The 22372-nt window shown below is 67.5% G+C and carries 19 protein-coding genes and 2 pseudogenes; 9 read left to right on the top strand and 12 right to left on the bottom strand.

All coding sequences use genetic code 11. The features are described from left to right. Positions 1-118 precede the first annotated feature (118 nt). Positions 119-1846, top strand: coding sequence for a retron Ec67 family RNA-directed DNA polymerase/endonuclease (locus HJG44_RS08915; protein WP_210260990.1), 1728 nt, complete (start codon positions 119-121; stop codon positions 1844-1846). A 28-nt stretch (positions 1847-1874) separates the two neighbouring features. Here the strand turns inward: HJG44_RS08915 and HJG44_RS23300 are convergent. Continuing rightward, positions 1875-2146, bottom strand: a pseudogene (locus HJG44_RS23300) (hypothetical protein); the annotation flags it as partial. 17 nt (positions 2147-2163) lie between these two features. Between HJG44_RS23300 and HJG44_RS08925 the strand changes: the two are divergent. Further along, on the top strand, positions 2164-2487 hold the full coding sequence (locus HJG44_RS08925; RefSeq protein WP_171217971.1) for a hypothetical protein: 324 nt from the start codon (positions 2164-2166) through the stop codon (positions 2485-2487). A gap of 7 nt (positions 2488-2494) precedes the next feature. Here the strand turns inward: HJG44_RS08925 and HJG44_RS24375 are convergent. From HJG44_RS24375 to HJG44_RS08950, 7 genes and pseudogenes are all read right to left on the bottom strand, one after another. Continuing rightward, positions 2495-2731 (bottom strand): annotated as a pseudogene (locus tag HJG44_RS24375) (hypothetical protein); the annotation flags it as partial. 4 nt (positions 2732-2735) lie between these two features. Then, complete coding sequence (locus HJG44_RS08930) at positions 2736-2951, bottom strand: hypothetical protein (protein ID WP_171217972.1); 216 nt, start codon at positions 2949-2951, stop codon at positions 2736-2738. A 13-nt stretch (positions 2952-2964) separates the two neighbouring features. Next, positions 2965-3303 carry a DUF4258 domain-containing protein gene (locus HJG44_RS24380; protein ID WP_430395052.1) on the bottom strand — a complete coding sequence of 113 codons (339 nt, stop codon included), beginning with the start codon at positions 3301-3303 and terminating at the stop codon, positions 2965-2967. Then, positions 3275-3607, bottom strand: a complete 333-nt coding sequence (locus HJG44_RS08935; RefSeq protein ID WP_171217973.1) for a hypothetical protein — start codon at positions 3605-3607, stop codon at positions 3275-3277. The genes HJG44_RS24380 and HJG44_RS08935 overlap by 29 nt, the downstream gene beginning before the upstream one ends. Positions 3608-3745: 138 nt before the next feature. Then, positions 3746-6832, bottom strand: a complete 3087-nt coding sequence (uvrA, locus tag HJG44_RS08940; RefSeq protein WP_171217974.1) for an excinuclease ABC subunit UvrA — start codon at positions 6830-6832, stop codon at positions 3746-3748. A 155-nt stretch (positions 6833-6987) separates the two neighbouring features. Next, positions 6988-8007, bottom strand: a complete 1020-nt coding sequence (locus tag HJG44_RS08945) for a zinc-binding alcohol dehydrogenase family protein (protein ID WP_171217975.1) — start codon at positions 8005-8007, stop codon at positions 6988-6990. An 83-nt stretch (positions 8008-8090) separates the two neighbouring features. After that, positions 8091-8993 (bottom strand): dihydrodipicolinate synthase family protein, encoded by a 903-nt coding sequence (locus HJG44_RS08950; RefSeq protein WP_171217976.1) that lies wholly within the window; start codon positions 8991-8993, stop codon positions 8091-8093. Positions 8994-9186: 193 nt separating this feature from the next. Between HJG44_RS08950 and HJG44_RS08955 the strand changes: the two genes are divergently transcribed. Beyond that, entirely contained in the window at positions 9187-10413 is a 1227-nt protein-coding gene (locus tag HJG44_RS08955) for a pilus assembly protein TadG-related protein (protein WP_171217977.1), read from the top strand. Positions 10414-10467: 54 nt separating this feature from the next. Here the strand turns inward: HJG44_RS08955 and HJG44_RS08960 are convergent, their stop codons facing one another. Then, entirely contained in the window at positions 10468-11235 is a 768-nt protein-coding gene (locus HJG44_RS08960; RefSeq protein ID WP_246736119.1) for a VOC family protein, read from the bottom strand. Positions 11236-11547: 312 nt separating this feature from the next. On the opposite strand from HJG44_RS08960, the gene HJG44_RS08965 reads away from it, so the two are divergent. The 5 genes from HJG44_RS08965 to HJG44_RS08985 all read left to right on the top strand — a co-directional run bounded on the left by HJG44_RS08965 (position 11548) and on the right by HJG44_RS08985 (position 17295). Further along, positions 11548-12885 (top strand): ABC transporter substrate-binding protein, encoded by a 1338-nt coding sequence (locus HJG44_RS08965; protein WP_171217978.1) that lies wholly within the window; start codon positions 11548-11550, stop codon positions 12883-12885. Positions 12886-13008: 123 nt separating this feature from the next. Then, positions 13009-13944, top strand: a complete 936-nt coding sequence (locus HJG44_RS08970; protein WP_171217979.1) for a carbohydrate ABC transporter permease — start codon at positions 13009-13011, stop codon at positions 13942-13944. Positions 13945-14000: 56 nt separating this feature from the next. Beyond that, positions 14001-14858 (top strand): carbohydrate ABC transporter permease, encoded by an 858-nt coding sequence (locus tag HJG44_RS08975; protein WP_430395053.1) that lies wholly within the window; start codon positions 14001-14003, stop codon positions 14856-14858. 67 nt (positions 14859-14925) lie between these two features. Next, entirely contained in the window at positions 14926-16002 is a 1077-nt protein-coding gene (locus HJG44_RS08980) for an AI-2E family transporter (protein WP_171217981.1), read from the top strand. A gap of 75 nt (positions 16003-16077) precedes the next feature. Next, on the top strand, positions 16078-17295 hold the full coding sequence (locus HJG44_RS08985) for an MFS transporter (RefSeq protein ID WP_171217982.1): 1218 nt from the start codon (positions 16078-16080) through the stop codon (positions 17293-17295). 1 nt (position 17296) lies between these two features. Here HJG44_RS08985 and HJG44_RS08990 read toward each other — a convergent pair whose 3' ends face one another. Both HJG44_RS08990 and HJG44_RS08995 read right to left on the bottom strand, forming a co-directional pair. Next, complete coding sequence (locus HJG44_RS08990; RefSeq protein WP_171217983.1) at positions 17297-18391, bottom strand: nickel/cobalt transporter; 1095 nt, start codon at positions 18389-18391, stop codon at positions 17297-17299. Continuing rightward, positions 18382-19020 carry a DUF1007 family protein gene (locus tag HJG44_RS08995; protein ID WP_171217984.1) on the bottom strand — a complete coding sequence of 213 codons (639 nt, stop codon included), beginning with the start codon at positions 19018-19020 and terminating at the stop codon, positions 18382-18384. Before HJG44_RS08995 ends, HJG44_RS08990 begins: the two co-directional genes overlap by 10 nt. A gap of 142 nt (positions 19021-19162) precedes the next feature. Here HJG44_RS08995 and lexA point away from each other — a divergent pair, with 142 nt between their 5' ends. Further along, entirely contained in the window at positions 19163-19858 is a 696-nt protein-coding gene (gene lexA, locus HJG44_RS09000; protein WP_171217985.1) for a transcriptional repressor LexA, read from the top strand. Here the strand turns inward: lexA and HJG44_RS09005 are convergent, their stop codons facing one another. Continuing rightward, positions 19859-22189, bottom strand: a complete 2331-nt coding sequence (locus HJG44_RS09005; RefSeq protein ID WP_171217986.1) for a ComEC/Rec2 family competence protein — start codon at positions 22187-22189, stop codon at positions 19859-19861. Positions 22190-22372 lie beyond the last annotated feature (183 nt).

A 22372-nucleotide genomic window follows, 5' to 3' on the forward strand; every position in this document is an offset into this window, starting at 1 on the left:
TCGGCGTCGTTGAAGTCAATGTCTGGGCGATGCTCCAGCCTTTGAACTGCCTTTCGAACAGGCGAATGACAATGCATAGAATGCGAATACGCGTACGAGTATCCGCAAGCCACTTCTCATGAGCGTCGAGTCACTGCTCCTCCTCCGACTACGAGCGTGCACTGACCTCTCCAGTGTCGCACGCGTCCTTGGGCTTACGCCAGCGGTGCTGTCTTTTGTTTTGTATAAGATACCTACTCAGGCTCGATATCGAACCTTCTCTATTGCTAAGAGGGCCGGTGGCAGTCGGGCTATTATGGCCCCCAATGAACGTCTCAAAATGGTGCAAAGACGCCTGGCAAGCGTATTGCTTCAGATTCAAACTGAACAAGAGAGGTCTCGAACAAAGAAGGCATGCATCCTCTCGCACGGATTCAAGAGAGAACTCTCAATTCTGACAAACGCTCGAAATCACCGGAATAAGAGGTTTGTCTTCAACCTCGATCTTGAAGACTTCTTTCCGACCTTCAATTTTGGTCGGGTGAGAGGCTTCTTCATGAGAGATCAGAATTTTCAGCTCCACCCGGCGGCTGCAACCGTCCTTGCTCAGATCGCGTGCCACAACAACCACCTGCCGCAGGGCAGTCCATGCTCACCAGTAATTTCAAACCTTCTTGCTCATATGCTTGACTTGCGTCTGAATAAGATCGCCAGGAGGCACAAATGCACGTACACGCGTTACGCTGATGATCTGACGTTCTCAACGAACAAGAAAGATTTCCCGGAAGTGATCGGCGCAACTTCGCCAGGGGACCCAAACAAGTGGTCGGCCGGCAATGATCTGTTAGCGTCAGTGTATCTCTCCGGACACAAGATCAATCACAGCAAAACGCGTATGCAGTATCGCGACTCGCGTCAGGAGACAACCGGATTAGTTGTGAACCGAAAAATAAATGTCTCGGTTGATTACTATAAGCTTGTTCGAGCCATGTGTGATCGTCTTTTCGCTTCTGGTATAGCCTTCCGACAGGACAAGAATAAAATCGAGCCTGTGAGCAGGAGTCACCTTCAGGGCAAATTAGCGTTCATCTATCACATCCGTGGTCAGGAAACGTCACATCGCAAGCTACAGAAGAAAGATCAACCTGGATACTATCGGCTGTATTCGCAATTCCTAGATTATTGCAATTTGTACGACGTCGATCGCCCAACTATAATCTGCGAAGGGAAGACGGACAACGTCTACATACGCAGCGCGATAGAGGCCTTATCGTCGAAAGTTCCTGGCCTGCTGGATAGCGAAAAGAAATTGACTGTCCGATTGTTCAAGTACACAAAGATCACCTCGACCATACAGGATCTAGCTGGAGGGACGGATCAGCTGAAGAAACTCGTCCGAGAATACGCCAATCGGACTCAGATGTTCAAAACAACGCCGTCACATCCACTCATCCTTGTGACAGATGTCGACAAAGGTTCTACCGAATTCTTCAAAGCTGTGTCGGCGATCCTTGGGACTACGGTGGCAGGCGCTGATCCGTTCTATCACCTCATTAAGAACTTGTATGTTGTGCCTGTTCCGAAAATTAAACACCCAGAGACAGCGATTGAAGACTTATTTGACGACACTTTGCTCAACGAAAAGGTCGATGGAAAGTCGTTTGACAGAACCAACAAGGAAAAAGACGGAACTAAATTCTACGGAAAGCATGTTTTTGCGACACGGGTCGTGTGGCCAAACAGGTCAACAATCAATTTTGCTCGATTTGAGCCTCTCCTGCGGGCTTTCGAGGATGTTAAGTCTCACTATAAGACGCTGACCTCAACATCGGTCAAATCGCCGGCTCCTATCGCCGCGGCTGCGTAATCCTTCGAATTAGGTCGAGGGAAGTCCGTCACTCCGCCGCCTGCCGCAAAGCCGCCTTCGCCCGGCCCTTCTTCGCCGGCTTCGGCTCGGGAGCCGTCTCCGCCGCCCGCTTCACCGGCCGCCGTGCCAGGACTTCGGCCAGGAACCGGCCCGTATGGCTCGCGGGATTTCGGGCGATCTCCTCCGGGGTGCCCTGGGCGACGATGGTGCCGCCGCCGTCGCCGCCCTCCGGGCCCACTCGATGACCCAATCGGCCGTCTTGAAGGCCTCGAGGTTGTGTCCGAGCATCAGGACAGCATGTCAGTTGGGGTGGATCGATGGGCGCTGATCCGGCGATCAAGTTGTCGAGTCTACGCGACATCGGCTGGAGGGAGTGGGACCCGATCGGCCTTCTTCCTCCGGACAGGCACTGGGACGAAGAACCTTTCGCCGACGAGTATGACAGGTACCTCCTCAAAGCGGCTGGCGATCTTCGCCGCGGCGGCGCATTGGAGGACGCGGTTCGTTATCTGTTGGAGGTCGAGCGCGAGCACATGGGCTTAGGCCCTGGCCCCGGCCAGGAAGCGCGCGCCGAGGCAACGGCCCGTTCGATCCAACGTTACATCACCGAACTCGATAGACAGAATCCCACATCCGCTTAGTTGAGGGTCACTCCGCCGCCTGCCTCCCCCCAGCGCCGGCCGCCTTCGCCCGCCCCTTCTTCGGCTTCGCCGCCCCCTCGGCCGCCGGCGCGGCCCGTTTCACCGGGCGGCGGGCCAGGACCTCGGCCAGGAAGCGCCCCGTATGGCTCGCGGGGTTTTTGGCGATCTCCTCCGGGGTGCCTTAGGCCACGATGGTGCCGCCGCCCTTGCCGCCCTCCGGGCCCATGTCGATGACCCAGTCGGCCATCTCATCCCGCCAGCGGCAGGAGTTCGAACACCTTTGCCTCCTTCGCGGCCTCGGAGATGTCGCCGCGGCGGAGAGCCGTCCGGACCCGCTCCAGCTTCTCGGCATCGTCGAGGGACATGGTCGGCGACCAGGGCTCGTCGCTGTACTCCAGCTCGATATCGACCTCGGCCACGTAGCGGCCGTCGCGGATCAGCTTCGTCGTGGTTCGGCGCCTCATGATCGCCTCCGCTTCAAGAAGTCGGCGGACCGGAGGGCCGGGTCCGGCCTCCAGGCCGTGACCAGCACCGCCGGTTCCGTCGTCCCTGCCGAAAGGTGGTCCATACCACATGGACCGGTCGGCCGTCGTGCAACCGATGAAGTGCCAGGACGCTCGGGCCCCTGACGGCGTCCGTATGATCTTCGACCAGGAGGGCGCCTTCGGCGCTCGCCATGATCTCTCTCGGGGAGATGACGTGCGCCGTCGCTTGTTCCTCGCCATGATCCGAGATGCGCGCACCGCCCGACGCGCGATGCAGGCCTTCACCCGATCGAGCGTGTCGCTCACAAGCGCCGTCCTCGAACGTGGATATTGATGTCGAGCTCGACCTCGGTCACGCAGGTCTGCTCCCTCATGTGGCTGCTGCCCTCGCGCCACGGACCGTCGCGCAGAGCCGCCCGGCCAACGCGCGCGAGGGTCAAACATCTCCAGGCGCCGCCGGGCGGAAGTCCTTTGCTGCCCGACCCGCCGACTTGGTAGGCAAACACCCGCTCCTCCCCGGAGGTGTGCCCCAGGATCACCGGGCAGAGTTCGCGGGGGTGGCCGTCGTAGTCGCAGACGACCTGCTTCTGCTGGAGAATGGCCTGGCGAAAGACCTCATACGTCGCGCTCGGCATAGCTTGTCCCTGAGCGCTCGTGAGCGTCTCAGCACCGGCCCGAGATCCTCGGGTCGAGCCCGAGGATGACGGATCCAAATGATCGTAGAACGTCCGCACGTGGATGGCCGGGCCAAGCCCGGCCATGACGGCAGTAGTTTATTCGGCCGCCTGCCGCACGGCCGCCTTCGCCCGCGCCTTCTTCGGCTTGGCCGCCCCCTCCGCCCCCTCCCCCGCCCGCTTCACCGGACGGCGGGCCAAGACCTCGGCCAGGAAGCGCCCCGTATGGCTCGCGGGGTTCTTGGCGATCTCCTCCGGCGTGCCCTCCGCGACGATGGTGCCGCCGCCGTCGCCGCCCTCCGGGCCCATGTCGATGACCCAGTCGGCCGTCTTGATGACCTCGAGGTTGTGCTCGATCACGACGACCGTGTTGCCCTGGTCGGCGAGCTCGTGCAGCAGCTCCATGAGCTTGGCGACGTCGTGGAAGTGCAGGCCCGTGGTCGGCTCGTCCAGGATGTAGAGCGTGCGGCCGGTGGAGCGCTTGGACAGCTCCTTGGCGAGTTTGACCCGCTGCGCCTCGCCGCCGGACAAAGTCGTCGCCTGCTGCCCGACATGGACATAGCCGAGGCCGACCCGGCAGAGCGTCGCCAGCTTCTCGCGGATGGTCGGGACGGCACGGAACAGCTCCGTCGCCTCCTCGACCGTCATGTCGAGCACGTCGGCGATGGACTTCTCGCGGAACTTCACCTCCAGCGTCTCGCGGTCGTAGCGCTTGCCCTTGCAGACGTCGCAGGTGACGTAGACGTCCGGCAGAAAGTGCATCTCGATCTTGATCAGGCCGTCGCCCGCGCAGGCCTCGCAGCGGCCGCCCTTGACGTTGAAGCTGAACCTACCAGGACCGTAGCCGCGCGCCTTGGCCTCGGGCAGGCCGGCATACCAGTCGCGGATGGGCGTGAAGGCGCCGATATAAGTGGCGGGGTTCGAGCGCGGCGTGCGGCCGATCGGCGACTGGTCGATGTCGATGACCTTGTCGATATGCTCCAGCCCCTCGATGCGGTCGTGCGGGGCCGGGTGCTCGGCCGCGTTGCTGATGCGGCGCGCGACGGCCCGGTAGAGCGTGTCGATGACGAGGGTCGACTTGCCGCCGCCCGAGACGCCGGCCACCACCGTGAAGGTGCCGAGCGGGATTTCCGCCGTCACGTCCTTCAGGTTGTTGCCGCGGGCGCCGACGACCTTGATCGTGCGCGCCCTGTCGTAGCGCCGGCGCTTCGGCGGCACGGGCACGGAGAGCTCGCCCGTCAGGTATTTTCCCGTGAGCGAGGCCGGGTCGGCCATGATGTGGGCGGGCGTGCCCTCGGCGACGATCTCGCCGCCATGGATGCCGGCGCCGGGCCCGACATCGACTACGTAATCCGCCTCGCGGATCGCGTCCTCGTCATGCTCGACGACGATGACGGTGTTGCCGAGGTCGCGCAGACGCTTGAGGGTTCCGAGCAGGCGCTCGTTGTCGCGCTGGTGCAGGCCGATCGACGGCTCGTCGAGCACATAGAGCACGCCCGAGAGGCCGGAGCCGATCTGCGAGGCGAGGCGGATGCGCTGGCTCTCGCCGCCCGACAGCGTGCCGGAATTGCGGGAGAGCGTCAGGTAGTCGAGGCCGACATCCTGCAGGAAGGTCAGCCGCTCGCGGATCTCCTTGAGGATGCGGTAGGCAATCTCGTTCTGCTTCGGCGTCAGCCGGTCGGGCAGGCCCTGCACCCAGCCGACCGCCTCCTTGATCGAGAGCGCGGTCGCCTCGGCGATGTCGCGCCCGTCCACCTTCACGGCGAGCGCCTCGGGCTTGAGGCGCTTGCCGCCGCAGACCTGACACGGCGTCTCGGACATGAAGCGCGAGATCTCGTCGCGCGCCCAGTCCGACTCCGTCTCCTTGTAGCGGCGCTCGAGGTTCGTCACGACGCCCTCGAAGGGCTTGTTCACCTCGTAGGAGCGCAGGCCGTCGTTATAGGCCATGCGGATCGGCTCGCCCTTCGAGCCATAGAGGATCACCTCGCGCACCGTCTCGGGCAGCGCGTTCCACTTGGACGCGACCGAGAAGCCGTAATGCTTCGCCAGCGCGTCCAGCGTCTGGCCGTAATAGGGCGAGGTCGACTTGGCCCAGGGCGCGATGGCGCCGCGCTTCAGCGAGATCTCGCCGTTCGGCACGACGAGGCCGGGATCGATCCGCATCTCCGAGCCGATGCCGGCGCAGGCCGGGCAGGCGCCGGTCGGGGAGTTGAAGGAGAAGAGGCGCGGCTCGATCTCCGGGATGGTGAAGCCCGAGACCGGGCAGGCGAACTTGGACGAGAAGGTGATGCGCTGGGGGACGGTGTCATCCCCGGCGGGCTGCCCAGCAGCCCGGGAAGGGAATCCACGCTCAGCCGCTCGCTCCTGGATCCCCTTCCCGGCGCTCCGCGCCGCCGGGGATGACAGTGCAGGAACCCCATCCACGAACTCGATCACCGCGATGCCGTCCGCCATCTCGAGCGCGGCCTCGAGCGACTCGGCAAGGCGGGCGGCGATGTCGGGCGCGACCGCAAGCCGGTCGACCACCACGTCGATGTCGTGCTTGAACTTCTTGTCGAGCGGCGGGACCTCGTCGATCATGTAGATCGTGCCATCGACCTTCAGGCGCTGGTAGCCCTTCTTCTGGAACTCGGCGATCTCCTTCCTGTACTCTCCCTTGCGGTCGCGCACGACGGGAGCCAGAAGGTAGAAGCGAGTCTTGGCCGGCAGCGCCAGGATCCGGTCGACCATCTGGCTGACCGTCTGGCTCTCGATCGGCAGCCCCGTGGCCGGCGAATACGGCACGCCGACCCGCGCCCAGAGAAGGCGCATGTAGTCGTAGATCTCCGTCACGGTGCCGACGGTCGAGCGCGGGTTCTTCGAGGTGGTCTTCTGCTCGATGGAGATGGCCGGCGAGAGCCCGTCGATCTGGTCGACATCCGGCTTCTGCATCATCTCCAGGAACTGGCGCGCATAGGCCGAGAGCGACTCGACATAGCGGCGCTGGCCTTCGGCATAGATCGTGTCGAAGGCGAGCGAGGACTTGCCGCTCCCGGACAGGCCCGTGAAGACGACCAGCCTGTCCTTCGGGATCGTCAGGTCGACGTTCTTGAGATTGTGCTCGCGCGCGCCCCGGACCGCGATGACGCGGTCCTGCCCGCCCAAGGCGGGGCGCGCGCGGTCGAAAAGGTCGTCGAGCTTGGCCATGAAAGGTCCGGCGGGCCAGGGCCCGCGATGTCCGAGAGAAGCCCTGATCTAGTGCGTCCGGCGCCCGAGCACAAAGGAGGCCGGCGCTTCGAGACTAGAACAAACAGGGTACGTAGACAACGGCGCCGGCCTGCGCTGCTCCAGGCGCATGGAACTCAGACGCTAAAGCCCTCGAGCACGATCTTGCCCTTGGCGGTGCCGCTCTCGATCAGCGCATGCGCGCGGCGGAGATTGGCGGCGTTGATCGGGCCGTAGGTCTCGCCGAGCGTGGTGCGCAGGGTCCCGGCATCGACCAGCCGCGAGACCTCGTTCAGCAGCCGGCCCTGCTCGGCCATGTCCGGCGTCTGGAACACCGGCCGGGTGAACATGAACTCCCAATGCGTCGAGACGCATTTCTGCTTGAAGATGCTCACGTCGAGCGGGCCGGGATCGTCGATCAATCCGAAGCGACCGAACGGGGCGATGAGCTTCGGGATCTCAGGGAGGTGCTTGCCGGTCTGCGTGGTCGAGAAGACGTAGCCTGGCGCGCCGATCCCGAGGGCCTCGACCTCGGCCGCGAGCGGCTTCGAATGATCGATCACGCGATGCGCGCCGAGGTCCTGCACCCATGCCCGCGATTCCGGCCGCGAGGCGGTGCCGATCACGGTGACGTCGGTCAGCTTGCGGGCGAGCTGGACGGCCATGGAGCTCACGCCCCCCGCCCCGCCGATGATGAGGAGCGGCGTCGCAGCGCCCGCAACGGGACGGCGAATGTCGAGCTGATCGAACAGCATCTCCCAGGCCGTGATCGAGGTCAGCGGCAGCGCCGCCGCCTCCGCCCAGGAGAGTGTCGCCGGCTTGCGGCCCACGATGCGCTCGTCGACGAGGTGAAGCTCGGAATTCGTGCCCTGGCGATTGATCGCGCCGGCATAGAATACTTCGTCCCCCGGTTTGAACAGGGTTGCGTCCGGCCCGACGGCCCGGACGATGCCGGCGGCGTCCCAGCCCAAGACCTTCCACTGGTCCGGCTCGGCCGCGGCGCGCATCCGCACCTTGGTGTCGACCGGATTCACCGAGACCGCCCGGACCTCGACCAGGAGGTCGCGGCCGGAGGGGGTGGGATCGGGCAGCTCGATATCGACGAGTGACGTCTCGTCCGCGATGGGCTTCGATTGCTGGTATCCGACCGCACGCATGGGAGGCTCCTGACCAGGATTGCCGGCCAGATGCGCCCTGCCCTGGGCCCGCGCAAGCTCGACCGCGCACGGCGGCCCCGGCCTCAGATCGTCCGGACGGCCTCGATCGCGCCCATCGCGCGGGCTTCGTCGGCCGCGGAGAGCGGCAGGATGGGCAGCGGCGGGTCGGCCCGGGTCAGGCCGAGCGCCTTCGCGCCGGCATGGACGACGCGATAGCTCGACAGCTCGCGGAACAGCGCCCAGAGCGGCTCGAAGAGGCCGTTCAGCCGCGCCACCTCGGCCGCGTCCCCGGCCTCGGCCGCCCGCATCAGCTTGAGCGAGGGCTCGGGCAGCAGCCCGCCGATCACGCTGTACCAGGCGATGCCGCCCGCCAGCACCGCGCCGCCCGCATTCCAGTCGCCGCTATAGCCGAGGGCGAAATCCGCCGGGACGAGCGCCCGCAATGCCGAATGCGCGGCCGGCATGTCGGCAGCCGGCAATCCCGTGTTCTTCACCGCGACGATGCCCGGCACGCGCGCGAGCCGCGCGATCAGCTCGTTCGAGAAGGTGAAGTGGGTGGTCGACGGGTTGTTGTAGATGCAGAGCGGCAGCCCAGTGCAGCCGGCGACCGCCTCGTAGTGGCGGAAGACCTCCTCGTCCCTCAGCGGCGTATAGGAGACGGGCGCGAGCAGGAGCCCGTCGGCTCCGGCCGCCTCGGCGTCCCGGGCAAGGGCCTGCGCCTCGTCGGTGCGCATCGCCCCGACGCTCGCGATCAGCGGGACGCGGCCTCGCAGCACCTCGGCCGCAATCTCGACCGCGCGCCGGCGCTCCCCGCGCGACAGGTACATGTAGGAGCCCGTGCTGCCGAGAAAGCCGATCGAGTCGACGCTCGCGGCGGCGAGCCGCTCGAGCAGCCTGGCGAGGTCCTCGGCCAGCACGCGTCCGCCCGCGTCCATGGGCGTGATCGGGAAGGCGGACAGGCCGCGGAAGCTACGCCGGGATTTCATGCGGAGTCGTCCTGGAGAGAAGACGGAGCGAAGCAGCGCGCCAGAAGGTCCCGGCGCCGCTTTCGCGGAGGCGGAAGGGCGGAGCGGGCCGCAACGACCGAGCGGGCGCAGCGAAAAGCGCGCAATTTTAATCAAACCGGAGACCAGATCTCAACATGACCTACGTAAACCGGGCAGGCAGGAGGGCCAGCAGATGCGGCTTGCTTCGAACATCGTAAGATTCCTGGGCGACGCCCGCGGCAACATAGCCGTCATTTTCGCTCTGGCGCTGCTTCCCACGCTTGCCGCCGTTGGCTCCGCGGTCGACTACTCGCGAGCCGCGTCCGAACAGACGCGGCTTCAGGCCGCGATCGATGCCGCCGTTCTGAGGGGCGTTGAGGCCGAGGCAGGATCGCGAACGGCGCTCGCGACCAAGATCTTCGCCGACATCTACGGTCAGGCCACGCCTGTGCCGAACTTCTCCACCAACGCCGACGGAAGCTTCACCGGAACGGTCCAAGGCCTGGTCTCGGCCCAGTTCCTGCAGGTGGTCGGGCGGTCGGCAATCCCGGTCGAGGTCTCGGCGACGGCCGTGAAGGCGGAACCCGCCCCGGGTGCGGTCTGCGTCCTCGTGCTGGCGTCCAACGAGCAGGGCCTGACCTTGAACAGCGGGGCCAACATCAATGCGCCCAACTGTCAGATCGACATCAAGTCGACCGCCAACCCGGCCGCGATGTTCAACTCGGGAAGCACCTTCAATTTCGAGAAAGTCTGCGTCCAGGGCGCCAGGGTGACCCAGAACTCGATCACCATTCCGAACCTGCAGACGAATTGCGCGACCGCGTCCGACCCGTTCGCGGGCAAGCTGCCGGTGCCAAATACCTCGGGAAATTGCATATCGACCAACTACAACGGCGGTACGGTCTCTCTGTCCCCGGGAATTTACTGCAACATCACGTTCAACAGCACGACGAACGTGAATTTCTTGCCGGGTCTCTATATCATCCGGAACGGTACCTGGAACGCCAATGGCGGCGTCTGGGCATGCCCCACCTGCACGGGCGGGGCCGGCGTCACGTTCTACTTCGCGGATTCGGGCTCGAAGTTCCAGTTCAATTCGGGCGTGAAGACCACCCTCACGGCGCCGACGACGGGGACCTATGCCGGGATCCTGTTCTTCGAGGCTCCGAACCTCTCCAAGAGCGACTTCATCTTCAACCAGTCGCAGGGCTTCGACTGGACCGGGCTCGTCTATCTGCCGAGCCGGAACGTCACCTTCAATTCGTCCTCTCAGGTCTCGAGCGGCAATGTCACGCTCGTCTTCAACAAGTTGATACTGAACGGGACGAAGTGGAGCTTCGACAAGGGGCCGAAGACGATCCCCTCCGCGTCCGGCGGCGGCGCCCAGAGCGCGTCCTCGACGGCGCGCCTGAAATCCTAGCTCCGTCGCCAACGTCCAGCCTCGGCAGGCCCGGGCCCGGAGGTCCGGGCACGGCTACGGGCGCATACCGACCAGCGCGAACATCGCCCCCTGCGGGTCGATTCCCTGCACGATCCAGGCGCCGCCCGGCACCTCCATGGGTCCGTTGATGATCTGCCCGCCCCCGGCGCGGATCCTCTCGACGGCAGGGGCGATCGCCGGGACGGCGACATAGTAGAGCCAGAAAGGCTGCGGGATCTGCGGGGGCTTGTTGAACATCCCGCCGACGGCGTCGCCCCCGCCCGGGCCGGTGAAGAGCTGGTAGGTGCCCATCGGGCCCATGTCGATCGCGTCGGACTTCTGCCAGCCGAACAGCTCGCCGTAGAAGCCGAAAGCGGCCTCCCAGTCGGTCGTCATGATCTCGTGCCAGCTCATCCGGCCGGGACTCATCAGGGCCGGGCCGGGCGCCGTCGCGGCATCCGACCATTGATGCAGGCCGAAGGCGGCGCCCTGAGGGTCGCTCAGGACGGCGAAGCTGCCCACGCCCGGGACGTCCGTCGGCTCCTTGTGGATCGTGGCCCCGAGCGCCCTGGCCTTTTCCGTCGTACGCTCGACGTCGTCCGTCGCGACATAGCCGAAGAAGCCGGGCGGGATGCCGGGCTCTGGCACGTCCATGAGCCCGCAGGCGGGCACGCCCGACGCGCTGAACAGGATGTAGGCCATCTCCGGCCGGGAGACGTCCTGAACCTCCCAGCCCATCGCCGCCGTATAGAATCGCTGCGCGGCCGGGAGATCGGTCGTCATCAGCTCATACCAGGTGAACTCGCCTTCATGAGCCGCCATCACGCCCTCCCCTCTTGCTGCCGCCCCGGCCGCGGGCGCCGGCTGCGAGCGTAGCGGCTGGACCAGCGCTTCGCAAACGCAGCATAGATTGTCGCGATTTCTGGCGAAATGCATTGCTGCACGGCATCATCGGTCAGCAATGCTGACTTAACCGAAGTCTCTGTTGCGTATGCCGAAATATCGTCACAAGATTGACGGTGCGGAACAGCCGGAGGTCTTGCGGGAAGCCGGAACACGCGCCGATCACGCCCGACCGGCGCTGCGGGAACGTCCGATCAGCCAACGATCACAACGATTTCGGGAGGGACACCAATGGCGAATGGAAAGGTCACGCGGCGACGGTTCCTCGAGACGAGCGCGGCCTCCGCCGCCTTCGTGGCGGCGCCCTTCGTGCGCGGCGCGCATGCGGCGGGCAGCCTGTCGGTCGCCTTCTGGGATCACTGGGTGCCGGGCGCCAACAAGGCCACCGAGGAGGTGGCACGGGCCTGGGCCGAGAAGGAGAAGGTCGACCTCAAGATGGATTTCATCACGTCGCAGGGGAACAAGAACCTGCTGACGATCGCGGCCGAGGCGCAGGCGAAATCCGGGCACGACATCTTCGCCTTCCCGACCTGGTACGTCCACGAGCATGCGGGCCAGCTCGAAGCCGTCGACGACATCATGCCCGAGCTCATCAGGCAGAACGGCAACGTGAACGGCACGGTCGACTACCTGGCGAAGGTGAAGGGCCGCTGGATGGCCGTGCCTTCGACGCCGGGCAGCCAGATCAAGGGCCCCTGCTCGCGCATCGACCTGATGAAGCAGCATGCCGGCATCGACGTGGTCGCCATGTACCCGGCCGGGCAGCCGCCCAAGGCCGAGAACTGGAACATGGACACGTTCCTCAAGGCGGCGGAGGCGTGCCACAAGGCGGGCGTGCCCTTCGGGATCGGGCTCGGCCAGACGACCGATTCGGTGGACACGATCGGGGCGTTCTTCCAGTCCTTCGGGGCCGAGCTCGTCGACAAGGACGGGAAGATCACCGTGAAGTCGGATGCCGTGCGGCAGACGATGGAATACCTGCGCAAGCTCGCGGCCTTCCTGCCGCCGGACGCGCCCGCCTGGGACGACGCCTCGAACAACAAGTGGCTCGTCTCCGGCCGCGGCGCCCTGGTCTGCAACCCGCCGAGCGCCTGGGCGGTGGCCAAGCGCGACGCGCCGGACATCGCCAGGCAGTGCTGGACGCACGGCATGCCGGCCGGACCGAAAGGCCGCTTCGCGCCCTACCTTCCCTATCTCTGGGGCATCTGGTCCTTCTCGCGGAACAAGAGCGCGGCGAAGAGCCTGCTCGTCGCCCTCTCCACGCACGAGGCCATCGCCAAGATGGTCGAGGTGAGCGCGGGCTACGACCTGCCGGCCTGGGAGAAGCTCACCACGCTCAAGACCTGGGCCGAGGCCGAGCCGCCCAGGGGCACGCTCTACCACTACCCGAACCCGCACAACCACCAGACGCTCTCGATCGCGGCGGCCCCCGCCCCGCCGAACATCGCCAACCAGATCTACAACCAGGCGGTCATGACCAAGATGGTCGCCCGCAATCTCGGCGGCGAGAGGCTCGAGGCGACGCTCGCCTGGGCCGAGAACGAGGTCGAGGGCTTCATGCGGGGATAGCACCCCCTCGGTCATCCCGGCGGAAGCCGGGACCCAGCCTCGACCCTGTGTGTGGACCCCGGCTTGCGCCGGGGTGAGCGGATGTCTGAACCGCCGTGCCGTCGGCGGCAGCTGGATCGTTCAATGTCCGAGATCGCGGTACGACAACCGGCCACGTTCGCCGCCCCTGCGCGGAGCCGCTCGCGGCTCCGCGTCTTCATGCGCCAGCGTTCGACGGTCGCCTTCCTGTTCACGCTGCCGCTCCTGATCCTGGTCAGCGTGATGGTGGTCTATCCCGCCTTCTACGCGATGCATCTCGCCACGCTGAACAAGCGGATGGACCGCTTCATCGGACTGTCGAACTTCACCTTCCTCTTCACCCGCGAAACCTTCTGGATGGTGGTGAAGCAGTCCTGCATCTTCGCGGTCAGCGCCGTCATCTTCAAGGCGCTGATCGGGTTCGTCGTCGCCCATCTGGTGCATGCCATCCCGGAGAAGGGGCAGCGGAAGTGGCGCGGCATGCTGCTCGTGCCCTGGGTCATCCCGCCGGCTCTCTCGACGCTCGCCTGGCTCTGGCTCTTCGACCCCTCCTACAGCGCCTTCAACTACGTGCTGGGCGGGCTCGGGATCGGCCCGATCCCCTGGACGGGCGACGCCATGTGGGCGCGCTTCTCGGTGATCCTGGTCAATATCTGGTACGGCGCGCCCTTCTTCATGATCATGTACCTGGCGGCGCTGAAATCGGTCCCGGCGGAGCTCTACGAGGTCGCGGCCATCGACGGGGCGACCTTCTGGCAGCGGCTCTGGTTCATCACGCTGCCGATGATGCGCAACATCATCGCGATCACGACCCTGTTCTCGCTGATCGTCACCTTCGCCAATTTCGACATCGTCTGGATCCTGACCGCCGGCGGGCCCATCGACAGGACGCATGTCTTCGCGACCTGGGCGTTCCGCCTCGGCATCCAGGGCGGCGACATCCCGCTCGGCGCCTCGGTATCGCTCTTCATGCTGCCGATCCTGGCGGTCGCGGCGGTGTTCATCCTGCGGGACGTCAACAAGCGCGCGGAGCGGATGTGATGGCGACGGCAGCAGCGCTCCCGGCCCCTCCCGCGATCGACACCTCGTCGTCCCACATGGCCGGCCAGGACCGGCGCTGGGCGGTGCGCTGGGCCTATTTCTTCCTCTGCCTGTTCGTCGTCTTCGCGCTCGTCCCGCCCTTCTACATGCTGCTGACCTCGCTGAAGCATTCCAACGAGATCTCGGCGGCCACGAACCCCTGGTGGGTGTTCAACCCGACGCTGGCGAACTTCGCCGAACTCCTCTCCTCGCCGCTCTTCCTCACCTTCTTCAAGAACTCCGCGATCGTGTCGGTGCTGGTCGTCATCATCACGATGCTCATCAGCGTGCCGGCCGCCTTCGCGCTCTCGCGCATGAAGTTCTGGGGCTCCTCCGTCCTCGCGACGGGCGTCTTCCTGACCTATCTCGTCCCCGAGACGCTGCTCTTCATCCCGCTCTTCAAGATGTTCGCGACCTTCCGCGACTGGACCGGGATCGAGCTCATCAACCACTGGTACGTGCTGCTCCTCGTCTATCCGACGCTGACCGTGCCCTTCTGCACCTGGATCATGATCGGGTACTTCGCCTCCATCCCGAAGGAGCTCGACGAGGCGGCCCTGATCGACGGCGCGTCCTGGACGCAGACGCTGCTCAGGATCTTCGTACCCGTCGCGCTGCCGGGCATCATCGCGGCCACGATCTTCGCCTTCACGGTGTCCTGGGCGCAGTTCCTCTATCCTCTCGCCTTCACGACCTCCCAGGACCAGCTCGTCCTTTCGGTCGGGATCGCGACGACCCTGATCAAGGCGGACGTGTTCAACTGGGGGCAGATCATGGCGGGCGCGCTGCTCGGCGCCGCGCCGCCGCTCGTGATCTACGCCTTCCTCATGGACTACTACATCGCGGGGCTCACGGCCGGGGCCACCAAGGGCTGAGATCGCGGCGCAACATTCGGATAGGCGGAGTAGTGGAACGCTCTTCCCCCGTGCGAATTGCAGCGCCATGGCCGAGCTCCCAGACCCGATCCCCAGCCAGGGCGGCTTCCGCCGCCATGTTGCCTTCGCTGCCTTCGTGGTGCTCGGCATGGCCGCGCTTTTCGCGGCCGCCTGGGCGCTCCGGACGCTCCTGCTGATCACCTTCCTGGCCGTCCTCCTCGCGATTGTGCTGCGCTCGCTCGGCGACATCGTGCATCGCTGGACCGGCATGGCCCCGCATTGGGGCGTTCTTCTCGTCGCGGCCCTGCTCGTCCTGCTCGCGGTCGGCGCCGCGGTGCTCGTCGCGCCCACGATCGCCGACCAGGCGCGACAGCTCGTGCAGCGCCTTCCGGCAGCCGCGCAGGCACTCGAGCAGCGCATCGGCCAGACCCCGTGGCTGCAATCGCTCTGGCAGCAGGTGAGCTCCGGGCTCAGCCTGCCGAGCCCGGGCGACACGGTCGGCCAGGCGGGCCGCATCGTCGGGGCGATCTCGGCCGCGCTGGGCTATGCGGGCCTGGCGCTCGTCGGCGCGCTGTTCCTCGCGCTGGATCCGGGCCTGTACAGGCGCGGCTTCGTCCGCCTGGTTCCGCTCCGGCACCGGCCCTTCACCGAGCGCCTGCTCGACGAGCTGGACCGGACGATCCTGAACTGGCTCGGCGCCCAGCTCATCCTCATGCTCGTGATCGGCGTCGCGGTCGGCGTCGGGCTCTGGGCGATCGGCGTCCCCTATGCGCTGGCGCTCGGCCTCTTCGCCGGGCTCGTCGAGTTCATCCCCTATCTCGGCCCGATCCTGTCGGCCGGGACCGCCATCCTCGTGGCGCTCGGGACCGACCCGACCCTCGTGCTCTGGACGATCGGCCTCTTCATCGTGGTCCAGCAGAGCGAGAACAACATCCTCCAGCCGCTCATCCAGAAGTCGCAGGTCGAGATCCCGCCGGTCCTGCTCATCGTGGTCCTGTTCGGGATGGGCCAGCTCTTCGGCGTGCCGGGCGTGCTCGTCGCGACCCCGCTGCTCGCGGTCGCCATCGTCGTCGTGCGCCGGGTCTATGTCGAGCGCATCCTCGAGGGCCGGACGGAGGGCGATGCAGAGCCGCCCCGCATCTGAGCGCGTGGCGCGACGTCGCCGGACAGGCTAGACGGGCCGGAAAGCGGCCTTGGCCGCCCGGAGGAAGCGCATCCGATGTCCTCGCAAGCAGGCCGGCAGATCGCCTTCATCAACGCGGCGCATTTCCTGACCCATTACAGCCTGCTGATCCTGCCGACGGCGGTCCTCGTGATGGCGCGGCCGGGCGGCGAGTTCGGCTCGGAATACGGTCCGGTCCTGGCGCTCGCGACCGCGATGTTCGTCCTCTACGGCGTCGGGTCGCTGCCGCAGGGCTGGCTCGCCGCCCGGATCGGCCGCAAGGCGCTGATGATCGCCTTCTGCCTCGGCACCGGAGCCTCGCTGATCGCGGCCGGGCTCGTCTCGTCGCCGGTCGGGCTCGCGACCGCGCTCGGCTGCGCGGGCCTGTTCGCGGCGATCTACCACCCGATCGGAACCGCCATGCTCGTCGAGGCGGCGGGCGCCACGCCCGGCAAGTCGATCGGGGTGAACGGCGTCTTCGGGAATTTCGGCGTCGCCTCCGCGCCGATCGTCACGGCCTTCCTCGCCGGCCATTACGGCTGGCGCAGCGCCTTCATCGTGCCGGGCCTGTTCGGCATCGTGCTCGGGCTGCTCTGGTGGCGCGAGAAGGCGCCCGACCAGGCGGCGCATTTCGCCTCCCGGCCTTTCCCGGCCATTCCGCCCTTTCTGGTGCGGCGGGCCGTCGTCGTGCTGCTCTCGGTCGCGGTCGTATCGGGCCTGGTCTTCAACGCCTTCACGCTCCTCCTGCCGAAGCTGATGGAGGAGCGGCTCGCGGGCGACGCGACGCTGCTGCCGCTCATCGGGACGCTCGCCTTCCTGGTCACAATCTGCGGCGCGGCCACGCAGTTCAGCGTCGGCCGCCTCATCGACCGGACGACGCTCCGCCGCCTCTTCATGCCGATGGCGCTGCTCCTCGGCCCGGCGCTCGCAGCGCTTTCGTTCGCGCAAGGTTGGCTCGTCCTGCCGCTTGCTGCGCTCTGTGCGGCGACGATCTTCGGCCAGGTGACCGTCAACGAAACGATGACGGCGCGCTACATTTCGCCTGCGCTGCGCGCCAAGATGTATTCGGTGCGCTTCTTCGTGGGCTTCCTCGGCGCCGCGGCGGCGGCGCCGCTCGTCGCCTTCCTGCACGAGCGGACCGGGAACCTCACGGCCGTCACGCTCGTCCTCGCGGCGGTGGCGCTGGTCACGCTTGGCTGCGCCCTGCTCTTCCCGCACCGCCCGGAGGAGTTGCGGCCCGAACTCTGGGACGCAAAGGCGGTCCCGGCCGAGTAAGTCAGCTCGCGACGGCGGCTGCGCCCCACATCCCGAGCAGCAGAGCGCCGCCGAGCACGGCGACGAAGGCCGCCGCGAGCACCTCGAGCCAGGCGACCGCCCGCGCGCCCGCCTCCCCTCGCCCGCCGGCGAGCCGAAGCGCGACGCCCTTGGCCAGGACCGCGAGCGCGGCAAGCGCGCCGGTGGTGATCGCGGTACCGAGCGCCATGGCGAGCGTGGCCGCGATCCCAGCCCAGAACAATCCCTGCGACAGCGCGAAAACGAGGAGGATGATCGCGCCCGAGCAGGGCCGGATGCCGGCCGCCAGCACGATTCCGGCGCTTTCGCGCCAGCCGGTCAGCTTCTCGACCTGGGCTGCGGAGGGACCATGCGAATGCCCGCAGCCGCAGGTTTCGCCATGCTGATGGTGGTGAGCGTGGGCATGGTGCTCGTGTCCGCCAAGGTGGTGATGGTGCCCATGCCCCGCATGCGCAGGCTCCGGTGCGGCAACGATTCCGGCCGTCTTCCGCCACAGCAGCGCAAGCCCGACGAGCAGAAGCGCCGCAAAGCTCGCGATCTCGACGACGCTCGCCGCCGCGTTGATGGAGGCCGAGCTCGCCTGCAGCACCGCCGCCATCACCGCGACCAGCCCGATCGCGACCGCCGCCTGCACGAAGGCGGCGGCGAAGCTGAGCCCGACGCCGCGAAGGAGGGTGCGCTTCGTGGCCAGAATGTAGCCGGAGATGACGCCCTTGCCGTGGCCCGGGCCGGCGGCGTGGAAGACGCCGTAGAGGAAGCCCACGAACGCGAGGCTCCAGAACGCCGCGCCGTCGCGCTTCATGGCCGACAGCGCGCCCGTGAGGGAGCGGTAGAACTCCGATTGCACCGCCAGGATCCAGCCGCCGAGGCCCGTCGCGGCAGGCGCAGGCTCGCGAATGCCCGTCCCGAACGGGTTCTTGGGCGGCGGCGCGGCAGGCGCATCGCCTCCGACGAGAAGTCCGAGGAGGCCGATGAGCGCGGCCACCGCTGCGACCGCCACCGCGGCGACAAGAAGGCGGCGGGCCGCCCGGGGAAGCACGGGCGGGGCGGCCGGGGCGGCGGCCGAATTCACGGACATGCCACGAGCACCCGGGAGGCGAACTGCGCGCCGTATTGCGAGGCGGCGCTGAGCGCGTTGAAGAAGGATTCGGAGACCGATTGCGGCTGCTCGGGCGGCTTCGGTCGCGTCACGTTCAGCGCGCAGCCCTTCGGCGCGCCCTCGAGCCGCACCGCGTCCTCGCCTTCGGGTATCGCGAAGTCGACGAAGAAGGTCGGATCGTAGACCTCCAGCGTGAAGGCGCGATCCGCCTTGGCCGGGCTGCGCAGCGGCAGCTCGAAGGTCAGCGTGAGGACGTTGCCGTCGAAGGACGTCGCGTAGTTCACGGGCTCGGCGAAGCCGAGCTTCTGGCCGTTGGCCTTGGCGCTGGTGAAGAAGCCCTGTTCGGCGAGCGACTCGATGTTGATCTTGGCGAGCTCGGCCATCTTGTCCGGCGCGGGCCTGCCGTCGGGCCCCTTCGGAAAGCCCTGGACGGCATAGGCGGAATAGGCTTCGTCGAAGCTCCAGCCGTGGCGAATGCCGGTGATGCGGCCGTTCGCGTCGTAGAGGATCGTCGCCTTCGACTTCACCCACACATGCGGATGGGCGACGGCCGGGGAAGCCGCAAGGGCGACCGCCAGAGCGGCGCCGAGATGAGTCACGAATCGCATGGACCGAGGATGACGGGCAGTCTCGATCCGACCGGTTAAGGACCGAAATCGGCCGAAAAGCGACGCTTGTGGAACACAGCGGGAACGGCTACCTTGTTCCCGATTTGTTTCGAGCGCAAGTCGCGCCCGCGCGGAGGTGACGATGCTGACCCGCAAGCAGAACGAGCTGCTTCGCTTCATCCACGAGCGCGTCCGCGAGACCGGGGTCCCGCCCTCCTTCGACGAGATGAAGGAGGCGCTCGACCTGAAATCGAAGTCCGGCATCCATCGGCTCATCACCGCGCTGGAGGAGCGGGGCTTCATCCGCCGCCTGCCGAACCGGGCGCGGGCGCTGGAGGTGATCAAGCTCCCCGAGCCGATGGCGCGGCCGAAATTCAGCCCGAGCGTCGTCGAGGGCGGCTTCGGCAAGCAGAAGGGGATTCCCGCACCCCCGCCCGTGCCGATCGCCGACAGCCGCGCCATGCAGATCCCCGTCATGGGCCGGATCGCGGCAGGCACGCCGATCAGCGCCATCCAGAACCGCTCGCATTCCATCACGGTCTCGCCCGAATTCCTGGGCGGCGGGGAGCATTACGCGCTCGAGGTGCGGGGGGATTCCATGGTCGATGCCGGGATCCTCGACGGCGACACGGTGGTGATCAAGCGGCAGGACACGGCGAATACCGGAGACATCGTGGTCGCGCTGATCGATGACGACGAGGCGACGCTGAAGCGCTTCCGCCGCCGCGGCTCCTCGATCGCGCTCGAAGCCGCGAACCCGGCCTACGAGACGCGCGTCCTCGGGCCCGACCGGGTGAAGATCCAGGGCAAGCTCGTGAGCCTCGTGCGGCGCTACTGATCACGGGCCGGGATCGCCGTCCGGGGCCTCGGCGGGCGGGAGTTCGGGCTCCGGAGCCGGATCCGCGCCCGAAGCGGGCGGAGGAGGACGAGCCGGCGGGGATCCGGGGGAGCGTGCTGCGGGTGCCGCGACGGCGCGCGGCGCCGGCAGCCAGGGCCGGATCTCGTCCGGACGCCGCGAGGTCGCGACGGCGAAGGACGGGGAGAAGGACGGGGAGGCTGCCCGGATCGCGGTCGCGCCATGGCCGGCCAGGAACACGCGGTCGATGACGAGGGCGGCGGCGCAGTCCTTGGGGGCCGTCAGGCGCGACAGGACGATCGCGGCGCGGCGGCAATCCTCGGCGAAGCCGCGCCGGTCCTCCAGGTAGGACACGACGCGCCCGTCCGGCAGAGGAACGGTGCAGCCGATCGGATCGCAGCGGGCGCCGGCGCGGATCCCCGGATCGGTGCCGCGGCGGGGATCGCCGTCGGCCTTCAGCCATTGCTCGGCCGTGAAGGGCGGAATCCGCCCGACGACGACGAGCCGGCCGTCGCGGCCGCGGATCGCCGCGCCCGACCCGTCGCGGGCGACATAGACATCCTGCCGCGGCGCATTCCAGGCCGCGAGAAGGCCGAACGCCGCCGGCGCAAGGGCAAGCCAGCGGAGGCCCGTGCCGAAGAGCGTCGCGCAGAGAAGCGCGACGACGAGGAGGACGAGCGCTCCCTCGCCGAAGGCCGGCACGGTCACGGTCGAGCCGCCGAGCGAGGCGACCCACTCCGACAGCGCCAGGACGGCCCGCACGCCCAGTCCCATCGCCTCCCAGACGGGGCGGTCGAGGCCGAACGGGTAGAGGAGCGTGCCGAGCACCGCGCAGGGCATCACCACGAAGGAGACGAGCGGCAGCGTCGCCGCGTTGCCGAGGAGCCCGTAGGGCTGCAGGTTCTGGAAATGGAACCCGGAGAAGGGTGCGGTCGCGAGCGTCGCGACAAGCGTGGTGGCGACCGTGGCGACGGCGAGCGTTCCGGCCCAGGCGAGCGCCCGGCCGACAGGATCGGTCCCCTCACCGCTCCCGCTGCGCAGGCGGCTCCACTCGGCCAGCGCGATGAGCCCGGCCACGGCCGCGTAGGACATCTGCAGGCTCGGGCCGAGCAGCGTTTCCGGCTGGAGCGTCAGGACGACCAGCGCCGAGATGGCGAGGTTGCGCATGGAGAGTGCCGGCCGGTCGATGAGGATGGCGCCCTGCATCACGAGGATCATGATGAGCGAGCGCTCGGCCGCGACCTCCGAACCCGAGAACACGCAATAGGCCGTCGCCCCGGCCATCCCGACGAGCGCGGCGATCTTCTTGATCGGCCAGGTCAGCGCGAGGGTCGGGGACAGCGCGAGGAGCGCCCGCGCGAGGGAGAAGAAGACGCCCGCCGCCAGCATCATGTGCAGGCCGGAGATCGAGACGACGTGGTAGATCCCCGCCGCGCGCAGGACGTCGTTCGTCCGCTCGTCGATCAGGCCGCGCTTGCCGGTCACGAGCGCGGCCGCCACCGCGCCCGCCTGGCCGCCGATCGCGCCGGCGATGCGGGCCGTGAGCAGGTTCCGGGCATGGTCGACCGCAGCGGCGAGCCGCAGATCGAGCGGAGGCGGGACCGGTGCGGGCTCGATCCGGCGCAAGGTTCCCGACACGGAACCGACCGCGCCGATCCCGCGGAAATAGGCGTCGCGGGCGAAATCGTAGCCTCCCGGCCGCGCCGCCTCGGGCGGCGGCAGCAGGCGGGCGGCGCCGGCGACGTAATCGCCCGAGGCAAGCGCTTCCCGCTTGCGCGTTCCGACCCGGATCCGCGCCGGCCAGGTCGCCTGCTCGGCCGCGTCGAGCTTCGTCAGCCTGACGACGAGCCGCGCCCCCTCCTGCCGCTCCTCCACGCTCTCGACGAAACCCTCGAAGCCGGCCGGAAGGACCCGAGCCAGAACCGGGGCCGCGACGGAGTTCGTCCGGATCACCGCGGCGGCGAAGCCGAGGAAGGTCGCGGCGAGGCCGATCAGGACGGCGAGCGCCACCGGCCGCGACCGGCAGAGCGCGGCGGCCGCCGCGCAGGCCGCTCCGGCGGCCAGCGGCGGCCAGACGGAGAGCGGGCCGTCGGCCGCGAAGGCGAGCGCTATGCCGGCGCCGTAGGCGACCGCGATCCAGGGGAAGAGCCTGCGGGCTTCCGCTTCCCTGGCGAGGGACGCCGCCGCCCAACCCGGGCCGGCCGCGAAGGCGCGCCGCAGCGACCCCGCCTGCCAGGCCGCCGCAAGGCCGAGCGGCAGGGCAGCGGCGCGGGCGCCCCGACCTCCACCGTCCTCCTGGCGTCCTGCCCGCATCGCGCGACCTGAGGCAACGACCGGCGTGAGCCTAGCCGATCCCGCCCGCCGCGCCACCCGCGGCCGCGGCGGTCGACCGCGAGCCGTCCGGGCTTAACGTCGGGGCGCGCCGGTGCTAGGGAGCCGCCTTCGCGCCGGCCCGGCGAGGCCGCCGCACGTCCTCCCGCATCACAGATGAGCGCC

The sequence above is a fragment of the Enterovirga aerilata genome (assembly GCF_013044135.1).
GTDB lineage: Bacteria > Pseudomonadota > Alphaproteobacteria > Rhizobiales > Beijerinckiaceae > Enterovirga > Enterovirga aerilata.

Coding starts and splice junctions, on each gene's coding strand:
- HJG44_RS08945 (WP_171217975.1), bottom strand. CDS start 8,007: ATGCGTGCGGTCGGATACCAGCAATCGAAGCCCATCGCGGACGAGACG.
- uvrA (WP_171217974.1), bottom strand. CDS start 6,832: ATGGCCAAGCTCGACGACCTTTTCGACCGCGCGCGCCCCGCCTTGGGC.
- HJG44_RS08995 (WP_171217984.1), bottom strand. CDS start 19,020: ATGCGATTCGTGACTCATCTCGGCGCCGCTCTGGCGGTCGCCCTTGCG.
- HJG44_RS08960 (WP_246736119.1), bottom strand. CDS start 11,235: ATGGCGGCTCATGAAGGCGAGTTCACCTGGTATGAGCTGATGACGACC.
- HJG44_RS08965 (WP_171217978.1), top strand. CDS start 11,548: ATGGCGAATGGAAAGGTCACGCGGCGACGGTTCCTCGAGACGAGCGCG.
- HJG44_RS08980 (WP_171217981.1), top strand. CDS start 14,926: ATGGCCGAGCTCCCAGACCCGATCCCCAGCCAGGGCGGCTTCCGCCGC.
- HJG44_RS08935 (WP_171217973.1), bottom strand. CDS start 3,607: ATGCCGAGCGCGACGTATGAGGTCTTTCGCCAGGCCATTCTCCAGCAG.
- HJG44_RS08955 (WP_171217977.1), top strand. CDS start 9,187: ATGCGGCTTGCTTCGAACATCGTAAGATTCCTGGGCGACGCCCGCGGC.
- HJG44_RS08915 (WP_210260990.1), top strand. CDS start 119: ATGAGCGTCGAGTCACTGCTCCTCCTCCGACTACGAGCGTGCACTGAC.
- HJG44_RS08985 (WP_171217982.1), top strand. CDS start 16,078: ATGTCCTCGCAAGCAGGCCGGCAGATCGCCTTCATCAACGCGGCGCAT.
- HJG44_RS08950 (WP_171217976.1), bottom strand. CDS start 8,993: ATGAAATCCCGGCGTAGCTTCCGCGGCCTGTCCGCCTTCCCGATCACG.
- HJG44_RS08925 (WP_171217971.1), top strand. CDS start 2,164: ATGGGCGCTGATCCGGCGATCAAGTTGTCGAGTCTACGCGACATCGGC.
- lexA (WP_171217985.1), top strand. CDS start 19,163: ATGCTGACCCGCAAGCAGAACGAGCTGCTTCGCTTCATCCACGAGCGC.
- HJG44_RS08930 (WP_171217972.1), bottom strand. CDS start 2,951: ATGAGGCGCCGAACCACGACGAAGCTGATCCGCGACGGCCGCTACGTG.
- HJG44_RS08990 (WP_171217983.1), bottom strand. CDS start 18,391: ATGTCCGTGAATTCGGCCGCCGCCCCGGCCGCCCCGCCCGTGCTTCCC.
- HJG44_RS08970 (WP_171217979.1), top strand. CDS start 13,009: ATGTCCGAGATCGCGGTACGACAACCGGCCACGTTCGCCGCCCCTGCG.
- HJG44_RS08975 (WP_430395053.1), top strand. CDS start 14,001: ATGGCCGGCCAGGACCGGCGCTGGGCGGTGCGCTGGGCCTATTTCTTC.
- HJG44_RS09005 (WP_171217986.1), bottom strand. CDS start 22,189: ATGCGGGCAGGACGCCAGGAGGACGGTGGAGGTCGGGGCGCCCGCGCC.